This window comes from Paenibacillus sp. FSL R7-0128, assembly GCF_038002245.1.
GTDB classification, from domain to species: Bacteria; Bacillota; Bacilli; order Paenibacillales; family Paenibacillaceae; genus Paenibacillus_AQ; species Paenibacillus_AQ silagei.
Genome location: NZ_JBBOCD010000001.1, coordinates 1,825,850 through 1,849,383, shown reverse-complemented (window position 1 = coordinate 1,849,383; position 23,534 = coordinate 1,825,850). Strand labels below are relative to the sequence as shown.

Genomic DNA, 23,534 nt, shown 5'->3' with positions numbered 1-23,534 from the left:
TATCGGGTATGTGTGTCTTCTACAGACCAGCTAGTTCAAAAAGGCTCCCGCTGCGCGGAAGCCCCATAATAATCCATTCGCTTATCTGCCAAGCTGCATAACTTTCTACACTCTTCAGCTCTATTTACTCTGCCGCTGCCGCAGAGCCGCTCTGTCCCGGCTTGAACAGCCACTCATGATCGGGATCATTGTGGAACACCCATGTGCGCACCGGTCCGGCCATCACGTTAAGATAATACGAATCATATCCCGGCGGTGCTGAGACAGGATGATAGCCCTCCGGCACAAGCACAATGCTCTTATCCGGAACAGCAATAGTCTCGTCGAGACTGCGGTCATCATTATAGACCCGCTGCACCACGAAGCCGTGGGCGGGATTAACCCGGTGATAGTATGTCTCCTCCAAATAGGATTCGGCCGGCAGGTTATCCTGGTCATGCTTGTGCGGCGGATAGCTGGACCAATTGCCGCCGCCCGTGCGCACCTCGACCACCAGCAGGCTCTCGGCTACGCTGTGTTCTGGCAGGATATTAACAACCTTGCGTGACATACTGCCATAGCCGCGATCCTCGATTGCCGCATCTGACGGGGTAATCAGCCGTGCCGGATATTTGCCGCTTCCCGGAGCAAGACAGACTCCAAGCTCCAGCTCTGTCAGTGCAGTAACCTCATAATGCGCTCCCGCCGGAACATACACAGCATAAGGAGCCATATCTTCAAAGACCGACATGCGTCCGCCGATATCGGCGAACCGCTCGCCATCCACCTCTATGTCTGCTTTGCCCGCCAGCAGCACCAGGCAGATCTCGTCCCCCCCGCTATCACGCTCCAGGGTAGCCCCGGCCTGCAATTGGTACACCTTGAACCCGACATACTTCCATCCGGCACTCTCGGGGCTGACCGCAGCGATACAGCCATCCTTATCCGGCGCTCCGGCCTTAATCAGTAGATCAGACATCCTCGTTCATCCTCCTCTGTCTTCAGAATCTGTATCCGCTTACAAGGCCTGCAGTTCAGAAAATCCTGCTTCCGCAGCAGTTACAGACAGCTTGACGGGAAGTCCGCTCAGATACGATTCTCTGGCTGCTTCAGCAATGAGCTGTGCGGCTTCGCCGTCACGGCCGCTGCAGATCACCGGCTCCTGTAGCCGCACGGAACGGGCGAACGCAGCAATCTCCTCCGTGAATGCCTGGTTATAGCGCTCCAGGAAGAAATGCTCCGGCTGATCGCGGGTAACCGAAGTCGCGGTGGATACCTCAACTGTTGTCGGGCGGCAGTTGTCGGCGGTCGCCGAACCCAGCGTTCCGAAGACCTCGACCCGTTGATCATAGCCGTATACGGCCTGCCGGCTGTTGTCGATCACGCAGATCGCCCCATTCACGAACGTCAATGTAATGACGGCGGTGTCCACATCCCCGCAACGGCCGAACATCGGATCAATCAGGTTCGCCCCCCGGGTATAGACCTCAGCCACTTCACTGCCTACGAGATAACGGGCCATATCGAAATCATGAATCGTCATATCCATGAACATCCCACCGGAAGAACGTACATAAGCTTCACCGGGAGGCTGCGGGTCACGCGAGGTAATCTTCACAATATGAGGATTTCCCAGCTCTCCGGACTGAACCAGCCGCTTCAGCTTGCGGAAGCTGGGGTCCATCCGGCGGTTGAAGCCGACTTGCAGCAGCACGCCAGCGTCCTCTGCCGCCTGCAAAGCCCGCTGGGTCTCTTCCGAGGAGAGGCTAATCGGCTTCTCACAGAAGATATGTTTGCCCGCGTGCGCAGCCCGCTCAATCCAGGACGCATGCGAATCAGTCGGCGTGCAGATGAACACCGCTTCAATCTCAGGATCATTCAGTATATCTTCACCCGCAGCAAAAACAGAGCCAAGCCCCCTGCTCTCTGCCCAGGCCAGCAATTCCTCACTCATCATAGCTTCAGCTATGGACTTCAGTTTGAACGACGGCATCGCACGCAGATTGTCTGCGTGGAGGCGGCCGATTCTTCCCGCTCCGATAATGCCAACTACAATCGGTTTAACCATGTTCGCTTATCCTCCTCAAAGGGTAAGCGCTTAACCTTCCCGAGAACAGTATACTTCATGCCCGGGAAAGCTTCAAGCAAATCTTTTCTCAAAAAGATCAGATAAGCGTAGGCCGAAATAAAATAGGAAATAGATACAGTAAGATTTCTCTTTAACACCCCATGAATTCCTATATTATCTAAACTAGAACAGCAAATGAGGTGACTTATGAGCAAAATTAATTTTACCGAAAGCCTTCTTCGTGTCATTATTTCTCTGATCGGACTTCCATTCACAGGGATTCAAGCGGCTCTTTCCAGATACCTTCTGTATAAATATAAAGCTCCAGGAGAAAAGATTTCAGTTGGCTCACATCATCTCCATGCGATGGTTACCGGCAGCAACACAAGTAATCTTCCGACGATTCTATTAGAAGCAGGAATGGGTGGTTGTGCTCTGGATTGGTCATTGGTTCAACCCGCATTAGCTAAGCATACCAAGGTCCTCTCCTATGACCGGGCCGGTTTCGGTTGGAGCACTACACCTATCAGTGAGCCAACTTGCGAAGGCTATGTTCGTGATTTGCGGGAATTATTGACGCAGCTTGAATTAGAACCCCCATACATTCTTGTAGGGCACTCCTATGGCGGAATGATCATGCGGCTGTTTGCTTCTAAGTATCCTGAAGAGGTCTCCGGGATTATTCTTGTGGACTCCACACATGAGCAAAGATTCATAGAATCCACTTTTAATCAAATCAGATATGAAGAACGGCTGCGGCACCTGAGACGGCTAAGAATGGGTTATCTTTTATCCCCTATTGGGTTGCCCCGTCTATTAAAACAACCTATTGGTGCCAAACGGCTGCCTCCACCAGTTCAACATACAGTGAATACACTCGGATATCGAAATAATGCGTATAAAGCGGCATATCTGGAATCTCTCTGCACTATAGAAAGTGCCCTCCAATTAATAGAGTCAGAGCCTTTAGTTCCGGAATTACCAATCATCGTATTATCTGCCGGAAGGCAGAATGAGGATTGGCAACAATCACAGAAGAAGCTCCTCCAGTTAACCGCAAAAACCCGGCAGATCATCGCCACGGATAGCTGGCATTCCATTCAACTCTATCAGCCGCAAGCTGTCGTAGATTCGGTACTGAGTTTATTAAGAGAAAATCATCGCAACCAAACAGACAAGCAGGCGTCTATTTAGTAGGAATATATATCCATTATGAAAGGTGAGCTAACATGATTGGGAGATTCATAAGGGTTGTGGAAGGAAGTTCCAGACTCGTTATTAGTATTTTTCATCCAGCCATCGGGGGAGAACCGGTGAAGGGTATAGACCTGTATGCCCCTTGTCAGGCGAAGGCCGCCAAGCTTTTGACAGAGATGGGCGTGGATCTGGACAACTTGAATATTACCAGTGTAACAACCAACGGGGCCATAGCTCCAAAACAGGGAGGGTATCCCGTCGTCCTCTTCTCCCCTGGTTTCGGTGTAGAACGCGATATGTATCTTGGATTGATCTCCAAACTAGTCTCCAAAAACTACGTGGTAGTTACAATTAGCGCTCCGCATGAGTCCGTGTTCACCGTATTTCCAGATGGCAGCTATCTCAAGCAGGCACCGGAAATGGCGGAGCTGGCAAGCAGTGACTACACCAGTTGGTCCCGTCTGTTAAACAACCGGGTTCAATATATACACGCAGTTATGGACGTTCTTGAGACGCTTAACTGCTCCGATGATGCTGAGCTCGCCGGGCTGTTCGACCTGGATAAGATTGCTGTCCTGGGACATTCGCTCGGAGGTGCCGCCTCCCTGGAGGCCGCCAAGCAGGATCACCGGATCAAGGCGGCTGTCCTGCTCGATCCCAGTTTTCACCTCATACGCCGCGAAGACGTCCCCTCTTCTGTTCCAGTTCTGCTGCTGCGGCAAGAAGCTTCGGCGTACCGGGAGATGGCAGCATCTATGAATGAGACCATTGCATCCGATTACATCGATGGGCAGCGCTATGCCTTCAACTCTCTGAATAATGTCCATTTCTATCGGGTAAAAGGGGCTCAGCACATGTCGTTTTCGGATATTCCGCTTCATTACGGTGATCAACACGCAGTTCCCGTTCACGCCGTTACCGCAGAAGCTGCAACCGCATTCATGGAGGCGGTCTTTTGTAAGGGTGAGGCGGGCCGAAATTTCGCTTTACAGCCTGGAGAAACCGTTGTTCCCATCAACGCAGAGGGTGAACCTGTAGGAACTTAGCACGAAGACACCCTGCACATGACGGACCCTCTTAGATTAGTTACAGGGGCAGTATTGCTTAATTTTAAATGTTCTTTACAGCTAAATACGGGTACTCAATGATACACTTAGGCTATCTTAACTCTTGCTTGAAGGAGTGCTCCAAATGCAATTACAAATAGTGAAAGTGCCCGGCACAAACGATACATCTTATGTTACAAACAAAATGATTGAATTCAATCTCAAGCATTTCCCTGACGAATTGAAGGGCAGATATCAAGCCGTCAACCTTCTTATGAAGGATAGCGATGGAAATGTATACGGCGGACTAGTTAGCCAGCGTTTAGACTACCGCCCCCCCAGGAAAGCAAACGTCTATTCAATTGGGAAAAGCAGATTGGAAATTAAAGGTGTTGCCGGAAGCATCTAAGAGAAGGATAGATTACTTATGAAAGCTAATAGGAATATAGCACTTATTCTTAGTTTCATTGCCTTAACTGGAGGCATGTTCATCTCGTCGCTGATTGGTGTTGTCTTTGGAATCATTAGTATAGCTTTGAGTTTGCAACAAATGAAGGCTGATAGAAAGAAATCCTTAATCGCTATAATAATCAGCACAATTGCAATGTTAATTCCAATAATCCTGGCGGTCACTCTAGCCACTATACTCGATGAGTAGGATAACGCGGGAGTATTTTCATAAGGGTGCTGTGTCTCGAAATGTAGCATTACAGCCTAGCGAAACCGTTGTTCCAATCAATTCAGAGGGTGATCCTGTAGTAACTGTATCGTAGGAGGGTTTTTCATGAAAGTTAGACTAAGCGATTATAATCCGGACTGGGTTAACCGTTACCAAGAGGAAGCTTCGTTTTTAACTACAATATTTGCGGATGAAATCGTACGTTTTGAGCATTTTGGCAGCACCTCAGTGCCCGGTTTAAAAGCTAAACCCGTCATTGATATGATGTGTATTGTAAAAGACATAGGCAAAATCGACTCGTACAACGATAAGATGACACTGCTCGGATATGATGCAGGTGGAGAATGGGGAATTCCCGGCAGAAGGCTATTCCGCAAAGGCGGAGAGGCAAGGACGCATCATATTCATTGTTATCAGGCAGACAACCCTCAGATTGAACGGCATCTCGTGTTCAGAGATTATTTAAGAGCCCATCCGTCGGAAGCGGCAAGATACAGTCAGTTCAAACAAGAATTAGCGGATCGCTTCGAGGATACCAGCCAGTACGGCCCGGCCAAAAAAGCATTTGTGAGCTCAATGGAACAACAGGCGCTTTCCTGGTACACAAGCCTGCGTTCTGATGCGAGGTGAGCCGATGAATTTCAGATGTGAATGCGGACACCGAATCCACGACAATACGGATTATTTGCCCTATAAAGGATACTTCCTTGCGGACCAGGATCAGGATGATCTTATGGATGAGATTGACGATGCTATTGAGAAATCGGGTCCGACGCCGCGGGATAAGGAAGAAGCTGCTATGAGGATTAGATCCTTAATCACTAGACTGTTCAAATCCGCTTACCAGTGCTCCAATTGCGGGAACCTCTTCATGGATCTTGGTCCTGCCGGACTGGAGATGTTCAGGGGAGTTGATCCTGTGAATAAGAATCTGTTACGGTCGGCTTTAGGGGAGCAGTGGCGGGGGCATGTATATGGAGAATGGAAGGACATCCTGCCTGAATGGCAAACTTCCCATGGCATCCTGTACAATGAGACCAATGTCAGCTGTCCAAGCGGAGAATCGGCGGGGAATGGACATTATAGCGATTGGGAAGCCTTGGAACGGGACTATTATCAGTTGTTTCATGAACTCAAGAACAGGAATGCCATACGTTACAGCCAATTGGAAAAGAACGGGACCCTAATTCATTCATGGAGCTTACCTAAATAGCTTTTCTGTATAGGCTGAATGAGTGGAAATAAGCTAAAAAACTCTAAGGAGGAACTCCAATGAAGACAATCCTGCGCATGATGGACCACCTGTACTGGGCGGACGGGCGGATCTTGGATGCGCTCGAAGCGAGTCACACGAAGGACGCGGAGCTTCTGAAGCTGGTGCGGCATGTGGCGGTGGCGGAGCAAGTCTGGCTGTCGCGATTGCAGGGAAAGGGCAACGTACAATATTGGTTATGGGAGGAAGCAGAAAACCTGCCGGAGATTCGGCGAATGTTCGAAGCTAACGCTAAGGAATACCGCAGCTACCGGCAAGCTGGAAGAATCTGCGCTGGATCAGATGATCAGCTACAGCAGCCAGAATGGACGTTCGTTCCAGACCTCCATCCGGGACATCCTGCTGCAGGTGCTGTTACATGGGCAATATCACCGGGGACAGATCAACCGGGCCCTTCGGATGGAATCGGCAGAGCCTGCCCCTGTTGACTACATCGCATTCTCAAGGCTTTAACCTCGCAACTATTAATGAACAAGGAGCGATGCAAGAAATGGAGATCAGAGCATTACATACGGGTGAACAACCACCAACCGGATTACTCTTATTGGCGGACCCTTCCCCGAAGCTGGTTGAAGACTATGTGGCAAGAGGGCAATGCTTCGTTGCTGAGGCGGATCAACAAGTGGTCGGAGTCTATGTGTTACTGCCTACAAGACCGGAGACTGCCGAGCTGGTCAATATTGCAGTGAATGAGGAGTTCCAGGGGCAGGGAATCGGGAAGCAACTGGTGAATCACGCGATTCAGGAGGCTAAGCGGCTCAGATTCAAAACGCTGGAGATCGGCACAGGCAACTCTAGTATCGGCCAGCTTGCGTTGTATCAGAAATGCGGCTTCCGGATCACCGGGATAGACAGGGACTTTTTCATCAGACATTATAGTGAAGAAATCTATGAGAACGGGATGCAGGTGGTGGATATGATCCGACTGTCTCAAGATCTGTAAGTCATTCTCGGATACGGAACAGCTTCACCAATGTTAATGCAGTGCAGAAATTACCGCGGGAGGTAACGCATCTTATGCAAGCACAAATATTGCAATTCCTCAATAATACCTATCCGGTTCAACTCTCCAGTATGGAGGCCGTCACCAATGAAATGTACCGTTGCCACTCGGAGAAGGGGACATTCTTCGCCCGAATCACGAATTATAAGACCTATGAAGAACAATTAGCTGAAGTGAACTGGACTACTTATCTGTTTAATCGGGGCGTACGGGTGCCTGAGGTTATACCTACAATACAGGATTCGCTTGTCAGCACCCTGCTGATGAATGAAGAAGAGAAGTGCGTAGTCTTGTTCCAGGCGGCAGCCGGAATTCATCTGCCCCGGGCCAAATGGGACAAAACCATATTCAGAACCCTTGGACAGCAGATAGGCAGAATGCATCAGGTGAGCAAAGAATACCAGCACTCTGAAGCGGCCCAGCCGATTCCGCATTGGTATGATAACGATGAATATGATTTTCTCAAGTCTATTCCTGCAGAAGAGAGGGCCATACGGGATATTGTGAAGGATGTGCTCAAGCAGGTCCGAAGACTGCCCAAAGATGAGGCGAACTACGGCATCATCCACGGCGACTTGTGGCTGAACAATACGCTTGTGGACAGTGACTCTGCGCTGACGATGATTGACTGGCAGGATTGCGAGCGGCATTATTACGTCTATGATCTGGCGGTGCCTATCTACTCTGCCCTGGAGTTCTCGTTTGCGGGCGGACAGAACCTCATAGACTATAAGCGTGCGATAACTAAGGCAATCACGGACGGATATAAGGAAGAGCATTCCCTCTCCGCCGAGATGTCCAGACAGCTGCCGCTGTTTATGAGACTGAAAGAGCTGTTTGAGTACAACCTGATGCATATGTATTGGAACTTCGAGGAGCTCAGCGAGGAGCAGGTGCGCATTCTAAATCTGTACAGAAGCAAGATTGAGTATATGCATACGTGAGGTGAGTGAGGTGTATGACTATATCAGTATTCATTCTGCGGGCTACGCCAAGACTGTAAGGACGGAGGTACTGGTGCGGTTTATCGTGCAAACCTTGGGATTTGAGCAGACTGGACCGCTTCAATTCTCCAAAAGGCTTCACGGCACGCATGTTGGACTGAAGGGAATCTCCGCAAATTCGGATGGCAGTTATGCTTACTACACCCTGGAAGGGATTGAAGAGGTGAATCTGGTCGAGGTCATCCTGCCGGCGATGATGGATGAGCAGCTCGAACATGCCATAACCGGTCTGGCGATGGCCATTGCCGACGAATTCGGCTGGTGCATTGATGAGGACCACGGTTTGGATACTTGACGCAATCATACCTATTCTCCGTGCCTGCACAATGTATGCTGTTTTTCGCATACATTCGGGCCATATGCCTGCTTGCGAACACAATGTATGCTGTTTTTCGCATACATTCAGGACATACGCCTGCATGTGAGCACAATGTATGCTGTTTTCCACATACATTCGGGCCATGCGCCGGTATGTGAGCACAACGTATGCTGTTTTCCACATACATTCGGGCTATGCGGCGCTGCTGTACCAGCCGATTGCATTCGGTTTTTCGCATACCTTCAGCAACACAGTTACTCTACGAATCACTCTAAGAAATCTTATCCACAAATTTACACACACCTTATCCACTGCAGGAGGAAACGATAGCTTCCTATGCAAAAAAAAGCGGCAACCGAGGACGATTCGTCCTTCGCCGCCGCTTGTCTGATCCGCTGGCTTCTGTCACCTGCCCACTTCCTGTTCCGACTCTTCTCGCCTAAGCAGAGTTTCCCCCTCAGCAGTAATGCAGCGCTTCGCCCAGCGCGACCAGCGCCATCGCCTGGCCGTAGGCCATAGGGGCAATGATGATCCCTTTGTAGTCCTCCTTGGCTGCGCCGATGGGAGTACCGCCGGACACGCCGAGCACTGTGCCTTCGCCGTCAATTCTGTCCAGGATAGCACGGATTGCCCGCAGAGCCGGTTCGCTATAGGCCTCCGGGAGCAGCCCCCGGCGCACACTGTTCAGAATACCAGCGGCAATCGCAGCCGAACCCGAAGTCTCGGTATAGCTGCCGGGGTCATCCAGCAGGGTATGCCATAGTCCGTCCCCGCTCTGACAAGCGAGCAGGGCTTCGGCCTGGGCCTGTAGCGTCTGCTGGAGATAGCTGAAGACTCCGTCTGCCAGATAGGGCCGCATCAGCTCCAGATATTCCGGCAGGCCGAGAGCGAACCAGCCGTTGCCGCGGCACCAGAAGGCTTCACTGAAGTTATGGCGCTCTGCAAAATGCCAGCCATGGAAGAAGAAGCCGGTTTTTTTGTCATACAGATATTTAATATGCAGCAGCAGCTGATGCAGCGAGGTCTCGCGCCACTGCGGGTTGTCGTACTTCACACCCATTTTGGCAGTGAACAGAATCGCCATGAACAGCGTATCAATCCATATCTCGTTCTCATGGAGCGAGACCTCATGCTTCTGAGTCCCCGTAGTCACATGCTGATAGCCTTGCTCCAGCGTCCGGGGCAGGCCGTGCATTAGCCATTCTATCCATTCGAGACTCAGCTCTCCGGCCTCTTCCAGCTCCATCAGCGAGAGCAGCGGGGCAGTCGTATTAATATTCCGGCTGGGTAGTCCCTTCGTAAGCTGCCGGGCCATCCATGGCTTGGTGTATGCCGCATAACGGCCGTCCCCGAAATGCCGGTCAAGCTTTTGCAGGCCATACAGCCCCACTCCCTGCGGCCAATCCCACTCTTCCATCCCGAAGTCCCTGGCAAAATACCCCCGGCGTCCCGCATCCTCCCCCAGGTTCTGCAATTCCGCTTCATTATCCGGCCGGCCCAGCTTCAGCAGCTTATTCGTGACCAGGTCCAGCTTCTGCATAACCTCTTCCTTGCTCACACAGCTAACCGGCACCACTTGCTTCTCTCCTGCTCCCATCCTAGCCTCTCTCCTCTCAGCTCTGCGCCCCGCGCAGCTTGATTCTGAACGTCCTGATCTCATACGGCTTCACCTGGAAGCTCAGCTCCTCTGCTTCCTGCCAGTCTCCCAGCGGCTCCTCCATCAGGTTGCATTCCTGCCAGGAAGCCATAGAATAGGCGCTATCTACAGTAATCTGTGTCCGGGAACCGGCGTACTCATGCAGCCGCAGCACCACATACTTGCCGTCCTCCGAACGTTTGATAGCATCCACTGTCACATGCTCACCATCAATATAGAGCAGCGGGGGCCCTTCCAGCTCACCTGCCACACTGCGAAGCGGATTATTCAGCTCCCACGCCTCCTGGACCACCCTGCCTTCGACGAAATCACCGGTATGCGGGTACAGGGCATACGTAAATTCATGATGCCCCTGATCCTGCTGCGGATCGGGATGAACCGCCGATTTCAGCAGCGTCAGCCGGAGCACGCTGTCCTTGATGTCATAGCCGTATTTGCAGTCGTTGAGCAGCGCTATCCCATAGCCCTTCTCGCTGATATCCGCCCACTGATGGCCCACCGTTTCGAAGCGGGCGTAATCCCAGCTCGTATTCCAGTGTGTAGGACGCTTTACGTTACCGAACTGAATGTCATACGTAGCCTCCAGCGCATGAATATCCACCGGGAAAGCCACCTTCAGCAGCTGGTTATACCCATGCCAGTCCAGCTCAGTGCGGAAATCAATCCGCGCGGTATCGCGGTAGAAGATGATGTCCTGAGTTACCGCTGTGCGGTGATAGGTCCAGGTCATGCGCAGCACCGCCCGCAGCGGTCCGTTCTCGGTCAGCTCACATCCGGTCAGCTGTGAGATCTCGGTCATCTTTTCCTGGTAGAAAATATCGATATCCCATGCTTCAAAATCCAGCGGCTTATCCTCGAACACCTGTAGCACATTCCCGCGCTGCCCTGGCGCCAGCAGCTCGCGGCCGCTCTGCCGGTCGATCATTGAAGTGAAGTGGCCCTGTTCATTCCATACCACTTCCACAAGCGGTGTGCTCAGCGTGTTGCCGGATACGGCTGCAAGCGGCTGAATCCGCGCCTCCAGGGAGGCCTCGGTTGCTTGCCCGTGAACTACCTTCAGCACTGCCGTGCCCAGTGCAGGCACAGACGGAACATAGACCAACACTTCCCCGTCTGCCGTCCGCTGCTGCCACAGCCGGTTCCCGTCAGCGTCATGAACACTTGCGGAATCTGCGGCACCCATAGGAAGCAGCGCATAACGCGGGCGGTTCCAGTTCGAGCTGTTCAGCAGAGTGAAGCTGCTGTCCGTCTTTTCTTGGGCTACACCGTTAATCAGAGCTAGTGAGCGCGCCTCGCCTTCCGCATATTCAGCATCACTGTCCTCGTAGACCTCAGCGATCGACGAACCGGGGATGATGTCATGGAACTGGTTGCGCAGCAGGATCTCCCAGATCCCGGTCAGTTCAGCCGCAGGATAAGCGGTTTCAAGTTTCCCCTGTCTAACACCCATCAGTGTATACAGCCACTCCGCATCCCGCAGCAGCAGCTCCAGGCGTCGGTTATATTTCTTGTTGCGGGCTTGAGAGGTATACGTGCCCCGGTGGCATTCGAAATACAGCTCACCGTTCCAGGTGTGTACGAACGCCTCCGCATTCCCGATCCGTTCATGCAGCCCGGTAAAATACTCCCCGGCACTGCCCATCTCAATCTTCGGAATGCCCGGAAGCTTATCGAAGCGCCGGCGAAGCTCCAGCATCTCCCGCGTCGGCCCGCCGCCTCCGTCACCCCAGCCGTATGCAAACATCAGATGATCGTTGATCTCCTTATCCTGATAGGAATTCCAGATCCCGCGCAGCAGCCCCGCCGTCATCCGTCCGTTATACGTGTACTCCGCCCCATCCTTCTCAGAGGTCGTGATGAAATGGGTCAGCACATCCGAGCCGTCCATCCCCCGCCACCAGAAGGTGTCATGCGGCATCCGGTTGAACTGATTCCAGCTGATTTTGGTCGTCATGAACGTATCGATGCCCGATTTGCGCAAAATCTGCGGCAACGCCCAGCTGTATCCGAAGACATCCGGCAGCCACAGGTACTTGCTCTCTACGCCGAATTGTTCACGGAGATAGCGTTTGCCCAGCATAATCTGGCGGACCAGCGACTCGCCGGACGGGATATTACAATCCGACTCCAGCCACATCGCCCCTTCCGCTTCCCAGCGGCCTTCCTTCACCTTCTCGGTGATCCGCCCGAATAGCTCCGGATAATCCTGCTCCAGATAAGCGTACAATTGAGGCTGCGTCTGCAGGAACTGGTACTCCGGGAACTCCTCCATCAGCCGCAATACGGTGGAGAAGGAACGGGCTGTCTTTTCACGGGTATGCTTCAGCCTCCACAGCCAGGCAACATCAATATGGGTATGGCCCACAGCCGTAAGCGTTACGTCAAAAGTCTGCGGCATCGCCTCTATCGCCTGATTCAGACTGGCGCCTGCCTGATACAGCGAAGCAGTATGCTCCGGTGAACCCGGCTCCGACCAGTCGATCAGACGGAAGGCCTCATTCAGCGCTCTAAGCAGCCACTGCTTCTCCGGCTGGTCTCTGCCAAGGTAACGGAAGGTGTCGAGCGCCGCCTTCGACATGTAGAACAGATCATCAATGCCCTCGTCCAGATAGCCGATGAACGCTTCGCTGAGCCGGTGCTCCTGAATTCTGGGCAGCCCGCCGCCCTCAAGCCCCGACCACAGCCGGAAGGCCAGCTCTACCGTCTGTCCGCCCCATTCATCGCCGAAGATTACCTCTCTATGGTTGTTATCTACGCCTTGATAAGGCGACCCGTTCACGAACAACAGCGATTCGAAGCCGGAGTTATTGAAGTCCCCTGTTTTGCCAAAATCAAATCTGCCGGCAATTTTGAAGCCTGCCTGACTAGGCGGCAGCACGATCTCCGTGCGCAGCCAGATGTAACGGTCCCGCCCGCGCCAATGCTCCTGAAGCCTGATGATGCCATCAAAGGACACCGACTCCGGGTATACACCGTTAGCCCCTTCCTCATCCTCAGCGAACGCGAACTCTGTAAGCTCCTGGACCTTAAGATATCTATACTTTTCTACTTCAGCCTGGCGTTTGATCAGCTTTTCTTCTGTGAATAACATCTCTATCACTCCCTGTATCCGCTTTCATATGGTCACTATAGCAAACCTTCCAATCCAAAAACTACCCTACTCTTGCTGTATTCCGCCCTATTCATTGCATATTTTGCTTTTTTGAGCCTATAATATACAGGATAACGGCAATAGTGAGGAGAGAGGATATGCTTGACAGCGACCTGTTATACGAGCAAGGATACAGCATACGCATCAATACTCCGGCTGATCCGCTCTTTTACTATTTTGACTACGATCAGCGCTCTCACGACATCAATATGGAGTTCCAGCACGATCATGACTTTTATGAGATTCATATTCTGCTGGATTCCAGCGCTACTCATATTATTGAAGGTAATGTACATGCCCTCCAGCAATATGACATTGTTCTGCTTGCTCCGTACCGGCTGCATATGACCCAGTATCCCGCAGGCCCGCCGCATAAGCGGCTGATTATCAACTTCAACCTGCCCAGGAATACACCCGGACTTGAGACCGCTTACAATGCAATGCTCCAGCCGTTCGCCGAGGAGGTTCCGATCTACCGGTTCACCGGAGGGCCGCGCAGTGCCGTGTTCGAGCCGCTCAATGCTATTTTCAACTGCTCCCGCAGCACTTCACCGCTGAATCCGGTGCTGATTCATAGTCTGTTCCAGCAGTTCCTCTGCAGTCTGTCCCAGCAGAATGACAAGAATGCTTACGTGCTGGAGGAGATCGGCAATGCCATGATGCAAAAAATCTATTCAATCACCGCCCACATTCACAGCCATTACGGCAGCGAGCTGTCCCTGGACTCAATCTCCAAGGAATTCTATATCAGCCCTTATTATTTATCGCACCAGTTCAGAACCGTCACCGGCTTCACCTTGACCGAATACATCCAAATGACCCGCGTCCGCAAAGCCCAGCAGCTCCTGCTCCATACCCGGCACAAGATCTCCGACATCGCCGGACAATGCGGCTTCAACAGCTTCTCCCAGTTCAACCGCATCTTCAATAAGCAGAGCGGCATGTCCCCTTCCGCGTTCCGCAAGGCGCAGGGGGCGTCTGGCGGGGCTTCGTCTACGCTGTCGTATTGAGTAATTAATATAGAATCTGAACAACATATAGTCGTTCAAGGTCGATTCATTAACTACTTTAGCGGGTCTCTATGCCATTTATCGTCGCCCATAATTCTATCAATTATATGTTCTGCCTCCCACACTGCAGCAACTTCCAGGCCATCACATTCTTGCTTACTAGCTGCTTTTAGTTCTCCTTTATAATAAATTGAGTATTGATCGGATAACTTATCAATAACACACGCAGGGGGAGGCCATGCTTCCTCCTCATCCTTAAACGGCCGGTTAGCAACAACTGGCCACTGACCCGATTTAAGTACATCATCATAAACTCCGACTATAAACTGATAATCCTCGTCTTGAGGCAAATCTTCAACCGATTCACCTATGTAACGATAGAGTGCAATACTTGCATCCTTTAACCTTCTTCCGAATGCAAATCTATTATTAGGTAAAGGTATCGCATAAATATCTCCAAGTTTTGTTCGCTTACGTTTCGTACTTTTCATGGTTTACCAAACTCCTTTATTGCAGCATTAATATAAGCATTAATTTTGTCGTTCTTTTCTGAAATCCCATTTATACTGTTCCCCGAAGTCCCTTTTTGAGATTTTGCACGGCCGTGCTTCTCTATCATCATTTGCTCCCTACCACGGATTGCAAAATAGTTACTTGACGTTTTATCAAGAGTTGCACGTCCAAATCCTTTCTTACTCATATGATGATTGGCATCCCTTTTCGCAATATTTTCCAACGGAGTCCCTTTACCACTCGTACGACCCGTATACACCTCATTTATAGTAAGATTTGTTTTTGTGTATGTTTGATATGTGGTTTTACTCTTCCCCTCAGCCCCACCCTCTTTTTTCTCCAGATACTGTTCAACCGCTCTAATCACAGGCACTACAGTTTCTAGATCTGAACTCGCTAAATCATCTACCGGCGTTGCCCCGATCTTTGCAGCATATCCTTTCAATTGATTGATCAGATCTGCTACGTTAACTTCAGAAGCATCTTTCTCAGTTTCTTTTTTCCCATTTTTATCCTGATTTAATTTCTCTATGCGTGTCTCAAATCCCTTTATTATGACAGTTAAAGGTTGTGGATACTCACTAGCCATCATCACCACATGCCTGCTGCCGCGTTTCTCGACCCAGAGCTGGTGGCTTTCCTTGCCGATTTTGAAGTTGACCAGCAGACCGGTAATGGCGTTCTTCAGTTTCCCTGCACCCGCGACTACGAGATTAACCCCTGATTTCAAAAGCTTCTTGCCGAAGGCTAACAGGCGGGTATGCACGCCTCCCTTGACAGTGCCGAGGAAGTCACCGGTGGTTTCATTTTTGGCAGCGCCCGCTTTTCCGCTGGCCTTGGGTTCTTCTTTTTTGCCTGAGCTGTTTTTCCCTGGACTGTCTTTGCCCGCACCGCCGGTGATCCCGGACAAATTAGCCAGCAGCTTCGTGCCGTTGCCGAAGACCTGATTGGTCTGCGACTGGGCTTCATCCACAAGTCCCGTTGCTCCTTCTGTGGCTTCGTCGATCAATCCGCCTACCTTATCCACTGGCCCCTGAAGCGGCTGAAGCAGGCCCTGGACCGGGCTGGACGCTGCAATTTTGTTAATCAGCTTGTCTGCGAACGGAATATGCTGGCGGATCAGGTCAACCAGTGATTGGCCCGCCACGGCTTCAATCCCTTTGAATACGGCCTTAATCAGTGCTGACGGCGGATTAGTGATGATAAAATTCAGTACCATATCGACGCCTTTGTTAGCCAAGACGGACATAAGCTGGGCCGGTTTTCCGAGCAGCTGAACCTTTGCTTTAATGCCGCTGGCGGCTTCGGTTACCTTCTCACGAATTCCCTTGAACAAGCCTCCAGCCGCTTCCTTCAGCTTGCCTGCCCCCTCACTCAGAGCCTCGGTAGGGTTCTTCAATACCTCCAGACCCTGAACCATACCGGCATACACCATGCTGAACGGATTGAACCACGACTTGCCCGAGATGTTGATCACCGGCAGAGCCTTATTAATCGCGCCTGCCACCTTGCCGACTGTCTTTTGAAGAATTTCGAACACGCCCTGAAGAAGCTGCAGCACCTTCATCAGTCCTTTTTCCTGGCTTCCGCCCTTCGGAGCCTTGCCCCCATCCTTGTCATCTCCCTGGCCCGTCTGTAGTGGCTTCAGCTCACCGAACAGCCCCTTGACCAGAAAGCCGCCCAAGCCCGCCGGATTCAAAAACTGCTTCAGATTCTGCACCTTGAAATTCCGCAGGGTGTTAACCACAGTCATGACCGTGTTCGCCTGACGCAGCAGCTTAGGGAGGGTCGAGGTCAGCCAAGTGGCGATCTGCACCAGGACACTTCCCCCGCCCGTAGCAAAAGCAGCCGCAACCTCCGCAGCAATCTGCGCAACCTCCAGCGCCTTGCCGAAATTAATTTTGAATTCACCACTCAAGAACTTCCCAATTCCCGATAATATGCCGTTATACAGCGACTGTACGCCAGCGAACAGCTTATCCACCGTTATCCCCATGACATCCAGCACGGCACTGACCCCCTTCTTCAGGAGAGCAGCAGCCGTATTCACAGCTTGAACTGCCTTGTTGACCGCACGGTCGATCCAGCCGTTAATCTTCTTGGCAATGCCCGGGAAGCGGGCAAATAGGGTATTCGCAATTCCCTTCAGCACGTTCCCGAAGCCTTTGATCGCACTGACAATCAGCTTCCGGCCGGCTTCAATCAGCCCAACAACCGCTTGTTTAGCTTTATCGAAAATGGCTTTGACGGCCTTGCGCAGCTGTGTGAAAAGGAAATTCATCCCCTTTTGGATGGCCTCGCCAATCTGCTTGCCTTTTTGCTTGAGCCACTCCCAGGGATTGTTGGCCTTTTTCTTTTGTTCTCCTTCAGCCTCCCCTTCCTTTTGCTTCTCCTCTGCCTGGCTCTTCGTGTTCTTGTATTCCTTGCGGGAATCAGCTTCTGCAGCAGACAGCTTGCGCTTAACCTCGTCTTCCTTCTCATCCTTGATTCCCTTGATTTCCCGATTCTTCTCAGCTGTGGCTGCCCCTGCTTCGCGGTCGTACTCCCCGCTGGTAGCCTTGATCTCTTCCTGCCACTGCGTCCTATATCCTAAGACCTCCGCTTTAGCCGCAGCCTGTTCAGTTTGCTGCTTCCCGGATGCTTCAGTCTTCAGCCGTTCGATCTCTGCCTTGGTATCGCCCTCTGCAGCTGTGACTCCCGCATCAAACGGCGCCTTTCCTTTCTGGTACTTCGCTTGACTATTCTCCATATAGACCTGAAGCTGAGCCGCCAGCTGCGGGTTGAGGTAGCCAGCTACATCGGGCGGAATTGAACCCGCGGGTTTCAGTTGAAAAGCTGGCGGCGCCACCGCGCGGATCGTATGCGCAGAACGCAGAATGCTCTTATCAGGCTTGGGCTGAATCCGGTTTTCTCCGAAATCCTGCCGGGTCTGCTCCAGCTCGGAAGCCTGTACAGTCTGCACATGCTGCTTGGCTTCTGCCTGAAAGCTCTCCACCTGGGATGGATCAGCTTCACCAGTGAGAGCAACCTCCGGCGGATTCGCCGCATACCTGCTTGCTTCCTCCATCATCTGATCCGGATCTGTCTCCTCGGTGACTTGAGGAAAGCTGTTCACTCCAGCTGACGTATCCCCGCCTTGCTTACCGCTCTGAAAAGCAGGCAGCTTGGCGGCGGGCAGCGGAGCTGCCGCTGTGCGCTTCATAGGATCAGCAGCCGGGCCGGGTGCAATGCCAGTGGGTGCCGCAATGACAGGCAGCGCCTTCTCTGCCTGCTGTCTTTGCTGCCCCAGCGCCTCACCGGAGACACCTACCGCCTGGTTGTACGCCTGAGTGATTTCAGCCGGAGCAACGCTGCTTAGCTGCCCGATTATGCCGCCCGGATTGCTGCCTTTAATATGAATAACCGGAGCTTTAACACCTGTTCTCCTGGCTTTCAGAAGCGAGGCAGAAGACTGTGGACCTGCTGCTGTAGACTTCTGTCCTGGCGTAGCTGGCTTGTCTGCAGACTTTTGCTCCGGCCCAGCTAGCTTGTCTGCCGGCCTCTGCCTTGGCGCAGCTATTCTAGCAGAGGTCTTCTCCTCTGCCTCAGCGCCCATCTTAGCTTCCGGTTTGCGTTCCGGCTTCGCACTGGAGCTCACTTTCACCGGAGGCTTGAGTCCACCTTGTGACCGGGCATGGATGGCCGCCTCCGCTTTTCCAGTCTTCTCTGCCTGTGCTTGGACTACGGCAGGCTTGACCTCTGACTTCCCTCCCCGCTTGGCTTCCGACTGTGAGGTTTTCCTGAAGGCATGGATGGCCCGGGCCGTATCCGGTTTTTCGATGATTGGTGGAGACTTGATTTCAGCCGTTTTTTTGGAGCCTAATTCAGGTAAGCTAGGTTTGTCTGCTTTCGCGCGGGTCTGTTCAGCCTGTTCAGACTTGGTTCGCTTGCCTTGGTCCAGCAGCATAAGCGCGCTCCGCAGGCCAATTACACCGCTGAGCAGATTGAACTCTCTGGAGCTTACAGTCTCCGGGGCTGTTCGAAGGCGGTGGGCCAGCTGGTTGAGCTCAAGCGGGGTTCGCAGCGGCGGCTTCAATGCCGCCTTGTCTGCGAGCGGGACTTGCACTGGTCTTCTGTGGGTCACGTTCTGCGGCTCTGCCGGTTTATGCACTGCAATCTTGCTTGGCATAGAAGGTCACTCCCTGATTATTCCGTATACAAGTAATGGTATTTTTAGGGACTGATTCACAGCCAGTTCAACAAAAAAGCTTCTGGACCGCCCAAAGGGCCATCCAGAAGCTTTTTTCACATCTATACAAAGGTCCCGCAATGCAAGAATACCTACACCGTAAACTGAACGCGGCTGAGCAGAATCTCACCCCGCAAGACAAGATATATATCCGTGATTCCGGCGTCCACACCCGCTATAGCGGACTGGCCATGCCACTGCTGCTCACCGCCTGCCGGAACCGCGAGCGTTGCTGCCAGCTTGCCGGACGGACTGCCGGTCCGGACTTCAACCACGCCTCCCTGAACGGAGGATACAAGCATCTCGACGCCCGCTGCACCCTCTGCAAACCGGACATTATGGAAGGCGATCCATGCCCCTTCCTTCACCGGATGCACCGCAGCGCCGCCAGCCTTGCATTCATCAAGGAAGACGCTATCGTAATCATCGTAATTCTCAGCCTTAACCGGCGTATACAGATCACGCGGCGGAACGGTCTCGCCATGCAACCTGATTGTGGCTGACAGCCGGATATCTCCCGAGGAACGGCCTGCCATCAGCATGTATTCCCCATCCTCCACACAGTACTGTTCGCGGCTGACGTCCCAGAAGGAAAGTTCAGCGGCCGGTAAGGTGAAGGTGACCGTCTGCTTCTGTCCGGCAGCCAGCCGGATTTTGTCAAACCTCTTCAATTGCTTAAGCGGACGCCTGATCCGGGTAGACAAGCACTGGACATACAGCTGAACTACCTCGTCACCGTCTACACTCCCGCTGTTCTCAAGCTCTACGTTCAGACTGATAATACCATCCTGCTGTACTTCCTCCGCTGCCAGTGATAGCTTGTTATAATTCACCTGCGCATAGCTCAGACCGTGACCGAATGGGTAGAGCGGCTCACCGTCAAAGTACATATAGGTTCTCTTGCCTTTGATAATATCGTAGTCCATGAATTCAGGCAGCTGGCTGACGCTGCGGTACCAGGTCATATTCAGCTTGCCGGACGGGCTGTAATCGCCGAACAGGACATCTGCGACTGCATGGCCCAACTCCTGTCCGCTGTGCGAGGTGTACAGCACAGCCGGAATATGCTCGTCGATCCAGGTGGAGGAAATCGGATAGCTGCCGACGATCACCACGACGGTGTTCGGGTTGGCGGCATAGACAGCCTTGACCAGATTCTCCTGCTCTGCGGGCAGTACGATATCCGGCCGGTCAATCTCCTCCTTGCCGTTCAAGAGCGGATGGTTACCGACGAATACAACGGCAACCTCAGCGGCCCGGGCCGCTTCCGCCGCTGCTTCTACGCCGTTCACGACAACTTTCTTATGGAATTGGGCTGCTTCGGCAGACGTTTCTTCTTCAGCAGCGCGAATGGTTCCGTCCTCAGCACTGATAACGAGCGGCTGATTGTTCCAGGTACGCAAGCTGACGGTGCCTTCCCCCTCCGGGACCAGATTCAGCGATTCCTTCACATACCAGCCATAGATTTCATCAGCGGAAGCGGTCAGTGTGCCGGCATCTGTCAGGGTAACATATTGTCCCCTGCTGGCAGATTCAAGGGTATGAGCGGTCCAGCCCCACGCCGTATGGCGGAACATCTCTCCCCGCTCCGGCTGATCATGCAGCACTGCGAGCCGTCCGTCCTCGCCCGTGATGCCCACTGCTTGTCCGCTGGCAGCGGAGGTCAGAATGATCCGGTCATCCCCGCTCTCGAAGGTGACCTGCTTACCTGCCAGCTTCTTGATGATTCCCTGCAAAGGGGTCACCGCATATGGCAGCGTACCGGAATACCAGTCTCTGAACGCTTCGTCCCCCAGCGTGCCGATCACAGCGACCTTGGACAACGAGGCTGCATTCAGCGGAAGGGCAGCGTTGTCGTTCTTCAACAGCACTATGGATTCCTTCGCGGCTTCGAGTGACAGCTCGCCATGCGCTTTGCTGAGAATGGCTGAGTCGTCTATCTTCGTATACGGATTACCTTCCTCCGGATCGAACTCACCGAGCCGGAAGCGGACGCGGAAGGTGTTCGCCAGCGCGCGGTCCAGATCCTCCTCGGTCAGCAGCCCTTCACGAAGCGCCTCGTGAATGACCTTAATGGTCTCCTCCGTCTCTTCGGTCACACTGTCAATACCATTCTTAATGGATTCCGCCATGGACTGGGCGAAGGAATCATAGTACTTATGGTCCTTCACAATCCCGAACAGGTCTCCGGCATCGCTGACAATGAAGCCGTCCATCTCCCATTCGCCCTTCACAATCTCCATCACCGCCGGATGGAGGATAACCGGCACGCCGTTCACCGAATTGTAGGCGGTCATCATGGATTGTGCGCCGCCTTCCTTGAAGGCAGGCTTGAACGCTTCCAGATAATATTCGCGCATATTGCGCGGGTCAATGCTGGACGAAGCCACGCCACGGTCGATCTCATTATTGTTCCCGAGGAAATGCTTCAGGGTCGCTACCGCTTTCAGATACACCGGATGATCCCCCTGAATTCCCTGGACGAGCGCTGTACTCAGCCGGCCTGTCAGCTCAGGGTCTTCCCCGTAGGCTTCCTCTGTTCTCCCCCAGCGCGGGTCCCGTTCCATATCCACAGTCGGTGCCCACAGAGTCAAGCCGTTAATAGTGGGATTCTTGCGGTAAAAGGCTCTGGCCTCATCCCCGATCGCCGAGCCGATTCTCTGCAGCAGCGCCGGGTTCCAGGTACAGGCGAGGCCGCTTGGCTGCGGGTAAGAGGTGGCTTTGCCCAGCCATGAAATCCCGTGCGCTCCCTCCGTTCCATGCTTGTAACCGCCTACACCCAGCCGTTCAATGGCAGCCTGATATTGCGGCATCAGACTGACCTTCTCCGCAAGCGTCAGCCGGGAGAGCAGATCCTGAACACGTTCATCTAATGGCAATTCCGTTTGTCTAAAGGGATATGCAGCAGCGTCCAAATGTAATCTCTCCTTCATTCTTCATGATAACGGTTTCATCTCCAGCCAAACCAGCGTCCTCTTTCCTCCGCACAGCCCGGCTGTCCTATCCTCCTCCATCTTAAAAGATCCTTCCTGACAATAACACCTGAACAATTGGCCCAAAAATCAGTTCATTATTAGGGATTCCGTACTGTAAAGACGTTAATCAGATACATCACATACTATTGACGTTATACTATAGATAAATCGAAGTTAAGACTAAACAATGCTGAAAGGAAGTTCACACACTCTATGCTCAAAAGAACCTATGCTCTGCTCCTCATTCCAACCTATCCTATATTCCTGCTCTGCATGCTGTTCCAGGGAATGGCCATCTCGATCAGCGCTCCATTCCTGGCGGTCTACTTCACAGAAGAACTCGGCGTATCCGCCGGAACCTTCGGAATATTTACAGCGGTGACGCTGCTTAGCGGAGTAGCCTTAAGCATGTTCATTGCCAAACGCTCCGACGCCGGGCTGAACCGCCGCAGGCTGATGGTGATCTGTATGATGTTCAACGCGGTGGCTTTTGCCGGATACATATTCATCCATGACTTCTACCCGCTGCTGGCCTATATGACCATATTCACCGCAGCCGGCGCCCCGGCGATGCCGCAATTATTCGCCAGTGCCAGAGAAGCTGTGAGCGCCAGCAGCTCTCCTGATCATGCCTTGGCTAACTCGGCCCTGCGCTCGATGTTCTCCCTTGGCTTCATCAGCGGTCCGCTGGTAGGAGCCGCCCTCCTGAGCCGCTTCGGATTTCAGGGGATCTTCTCTTCGACCACTCTGATCTTCCTGCTCAATGCTCTTCTGGTGTTCAGCTTCGTACGGCCTTCAGCCGCTAAGCAGCAGCTTCAACAGCGTGTCCGGCAGCCCGCCGGGGTGCAAAGGAATGCCAGGGTACTGGTTCCTTTTCTCATCCTGACCCTGCTCTATACCGGACACTGGGCCAATAATCTGAATATCTCCTTGTTCATTGTCAATACGCTGGGAGGCACTACACAGAATGTAGCTTCGGTGGCCAGTATCTGTGCGTTAATGGAAATTCCGTTCATGCTGGTGCTGGGGCTGCTGTCAGCCAAATACACAAGCAAGGCGCTGCTGGGCTGGGGAATGGCAATGGGGGGAATCTATTATGCGCTGGTGATCGGAGTAGGTGAGCTGTGGCAGCTCATCGCCGGACAGGTACTGCTGGCTTTTTTTGTCGCTGTGATCTCTGCAATTGGCATCAGCTATATTCAGGATCTGCTGCCGGACCTTCCCGGCTATGCCTCCACGCTGTACACCAATGCTACAACCATCGGCAGACTGGCCGGAAGCCTGGCGGGAGGAGCCGCAGCCCAGTGGTTAGGATACCGCCATTCCTACCTGCTCTGCGTAGTGCTGGTAGTCTGCTCACTGGGATTGCTGCTCTGGCCCCGCCGCTCTCCGGACGAGAACATTACAACTCCACTCGCCTCTTGACAGGTGA

The 23,534-nt window shown here is 52.7% G+C and carries 18 protein-coding genes; 11 read left to right on the top strand and 7 right to left on the bottom strand.

The window, feature by feature from the left end; all coding sequences use genetic code 11:
* Nucleotides 1-124 precede the first annotated feature (124 nt).
* Nucleotides 125-958 (bottom strand): 5-deoxy-glucuronate isomerase, encoded by an 834-nt coding sequence (iolB, locus tag NST26_RS07555; RefSeq protein WP_340955089.1) that lies wholly within the window; start codon nt 956-958, stop codon nt 125-127.
* 39 nt (nt 959-997) lie between these two features.
* Complete coding sequence (gene iolG / locus NST26_RS07550; protein ID WP_209875191.1) at nt 998-2,047, bottom strand: inositol 2-dehydrogenase; 1,050 nt, start codon at nt 2,045-2,047, stop codon at nt 998-1,000.
* Between the two features lie 207 nt (nt 2,048-2,254).
* Here iolG and NST26_RS07545 point away from each other — a divergent pair, with 207 nt between their 5' ends.
* The 9 genes from NST26_RS07545 to NST26_RS07505 all read left to right on the top strand — a co-directional run bounded on the left by NST26_RS07545 (nt 2,255) and on the right by NST26_RS07505 (nt 8,544).
* A complete protein-coding gene (locus NST26_RS07545; RefSeq protein ID WP_036725774.1) occupies nt 2,255-3,241 on the top strand; it encodes an alpha/beta hydrolase in 987 nt (328 codons plus the stop codon).
* Nucleotides 3,242-3,360: 119 nt separating this feature from the next.
* Nucleotides 3,361-4,290: an alpha/beta hydrolase family protein gene (locus tag NST26_RS07540; protein ID WP_340955093.1), complete on the top strand. Its 930-nt coding sequence runs from the start codon at nt 3,361-3,363 to the stop codon at nt 4,288-4,290.
* A 145-nt stretch (nt 4,291-4,435) separates the two neighbouring features.
* Nucleotides 4,436-4,699, top strand: a complete 264-nt coding sequence (locus NST26_RS07535; RefSeq protein WP_340955094.1) for a hypothetical protein — start codon at nt 4,436-4,438, stop codon at nt 4,697-4,699.
* Between the two features lie 375 nt (nt 4,700-5,074).
* On the top strand, nt 5,075-5,599 hold the full coding sequence (locus NST26_RS07530; protein WP_036725784.1) for a GrpB family protein: 525 nt from the start codon (nt 5,075-5,077) through the stop codon (nt 5,597-5,599).
* A gap of 4 nt (nt 5,600-5,603) precedes the next feature.
* Entirely contained in the window at nt 5,604-6,182 is a 579-nt protein-coding gene (locus NST26_RS07525) for a hypothetical protein (protein ID WP_340955097.1), read from the top strand.
* Nucleotides 6,183-6,353: 171 nt separating this feature from the next.
* Entirely contained in the window at nt 6,354-6,695 is a 342-nt protein-coding gene (locus NST26_RS07520) for a DinB family protein (RefSeq protein ID WP_340955099.1), read from the top strand.
* Between the two features lie 37 nt (nt 6,696-6,732).
* Complete coding sequence (locus NST26_RS07515) at nt 6,733-7,185, top strand: GNAT family N-acetyltransferase (protein ID WP_076076440.1); 453 nt, start codon at nt 6,733-6,735, stop codon at nt 7,183-7,185.
* Nucleotides 7,186-7,259: 74 nt separating this feature from the next.
* On the top strand, nt 7,260-8,189 hold the full coding sequence (locus NST26_RS07510) for a phosphotransferase enzyme family protein (protein ID WP_340955101.1): 930 nt from the start codon (nt 7,260-7,262) through the stop codon (nt 8,187-8,189).
* Nucleotides 8,170-8,544: a hypothetical protein gene (locus tag NST26_RS07505; RefSeq protein ID WP_340955103.1), complete on the top strand. Its 375-nt coding sequence runs from the start codon at nt 8,170-8,172 to the stop codon at nt 8,542-8,544. Before NST26_RS07510 ends, NST26_RS07505 begins: the two co-directional genes overlap by 20 nt.
* A gap of 481 nt (nt 8,545-9,025) precedes the next feature.
* Here the strand turns inward: NST26_RS07505 and NST26_RS07500 are convergent, their stop codons facing one another.
* Nucleotides 9,026-10,165, bottom strand: coding sequence for a glycoside hydrolase family 88/105 protein (locus NST26_RS07500; protein ID WP_340955105.1), 1,140 nt, complete (start codon nt 10,163-10,165; stop codon nt 9,026-9,028).
* Between the two features lie 16 nt (nt 10,166-10,181).
* Nucleotides 10,182-13,316, bottom strand: a complete 3,135-nt coding sequence (locus NST26_RS07495) for an alpha-mannosidase (RefSeq protein WP_340955107.1) — start codon at nt 13,314-13,316, stop codon at nt 10,182-10,184.
* Nucleotides 13,317-13,474: 158 nt separating this feature from the next.
* On the opposite strand from NST26_RS07495, the gene NST26_RS07490 reads away from it, so the two are divergent.
* A complete protein-coding gene (locus NST26_RS07490) occupies nt 13,475-14,386 on the top strand; it encodes a helix-turn-helix transcriptional regulator (RefSeq protein ID WP_340955109.1) in 912 nt (303 codons plus the stop codon).
* Nucleotides 14,387-14,439: 53 nt separating this feature from the next.
* On the opposite strand, the gene NST26_RS07485 is transcribed toward NST26_RS07490, so the two are convergent.
* The 3 genes from NST26_RS07485 to NST26_RS07475 all read right to left on the bottom strand — a co-directional run bounded on the left by NST26_RS07485 (nt 14,440) and on the right by NST26_RS07475 (nt 22,060).
* The gene (locus NST26_RS07485) at nt 14,440-14,877 is read right to left on the bottom strand and encodes an Imm26 family immunity protein (protein WP_340955111.1); all 438 of its coding nucleotides are present in this window, start codon (nt 14,875-14,877) and stop codon (nt 14,440-14,442) included.
* Entirely contained in the window at nt 14,874-19,067 is a 4,194-nt protein-coding gene (locus tag NST26_RS07480) for a hypothetical protein (protein ID WP_340955112.1), read from the bottom strand. The genes NST26_RS07485 and NST26_RS07480 overlap by 4 nt, the downstream gene beginning before the upstream one ends.
* Nucleotides 19,068-19,219: 152 nt before the next feature.
* Nucleotides 19,220-22,060, bottom strand: a complete 2,841-nt coding sequence (locus tag NST26_RS07475; RefSeq protein WP_340978977.1) for a glycoside hydrolase family 3 C-terminal domain-containing protein — start codon at nt 22,058-22,060, stop codon at nt 19,220-19,222.
* 255 nt (nt 22,061-22,315) lie between these two features.
* On the opposite strand from NST26_RS07475, the gene NST26_RS07470 reads away from it, so the two are divergent.
* Nucleotides 22,316-23,527, top strand: coding sequence for a sugar efflux transporter (locus NST26_RS07470; protein WP_340955116.1), 1,212 nt, complete (start codon nt 22,316-22,318; stop codon nt 23,525-23,527).
* Nucleotides 23,528-23,534 lie beyond the last annotated feature (7 nt).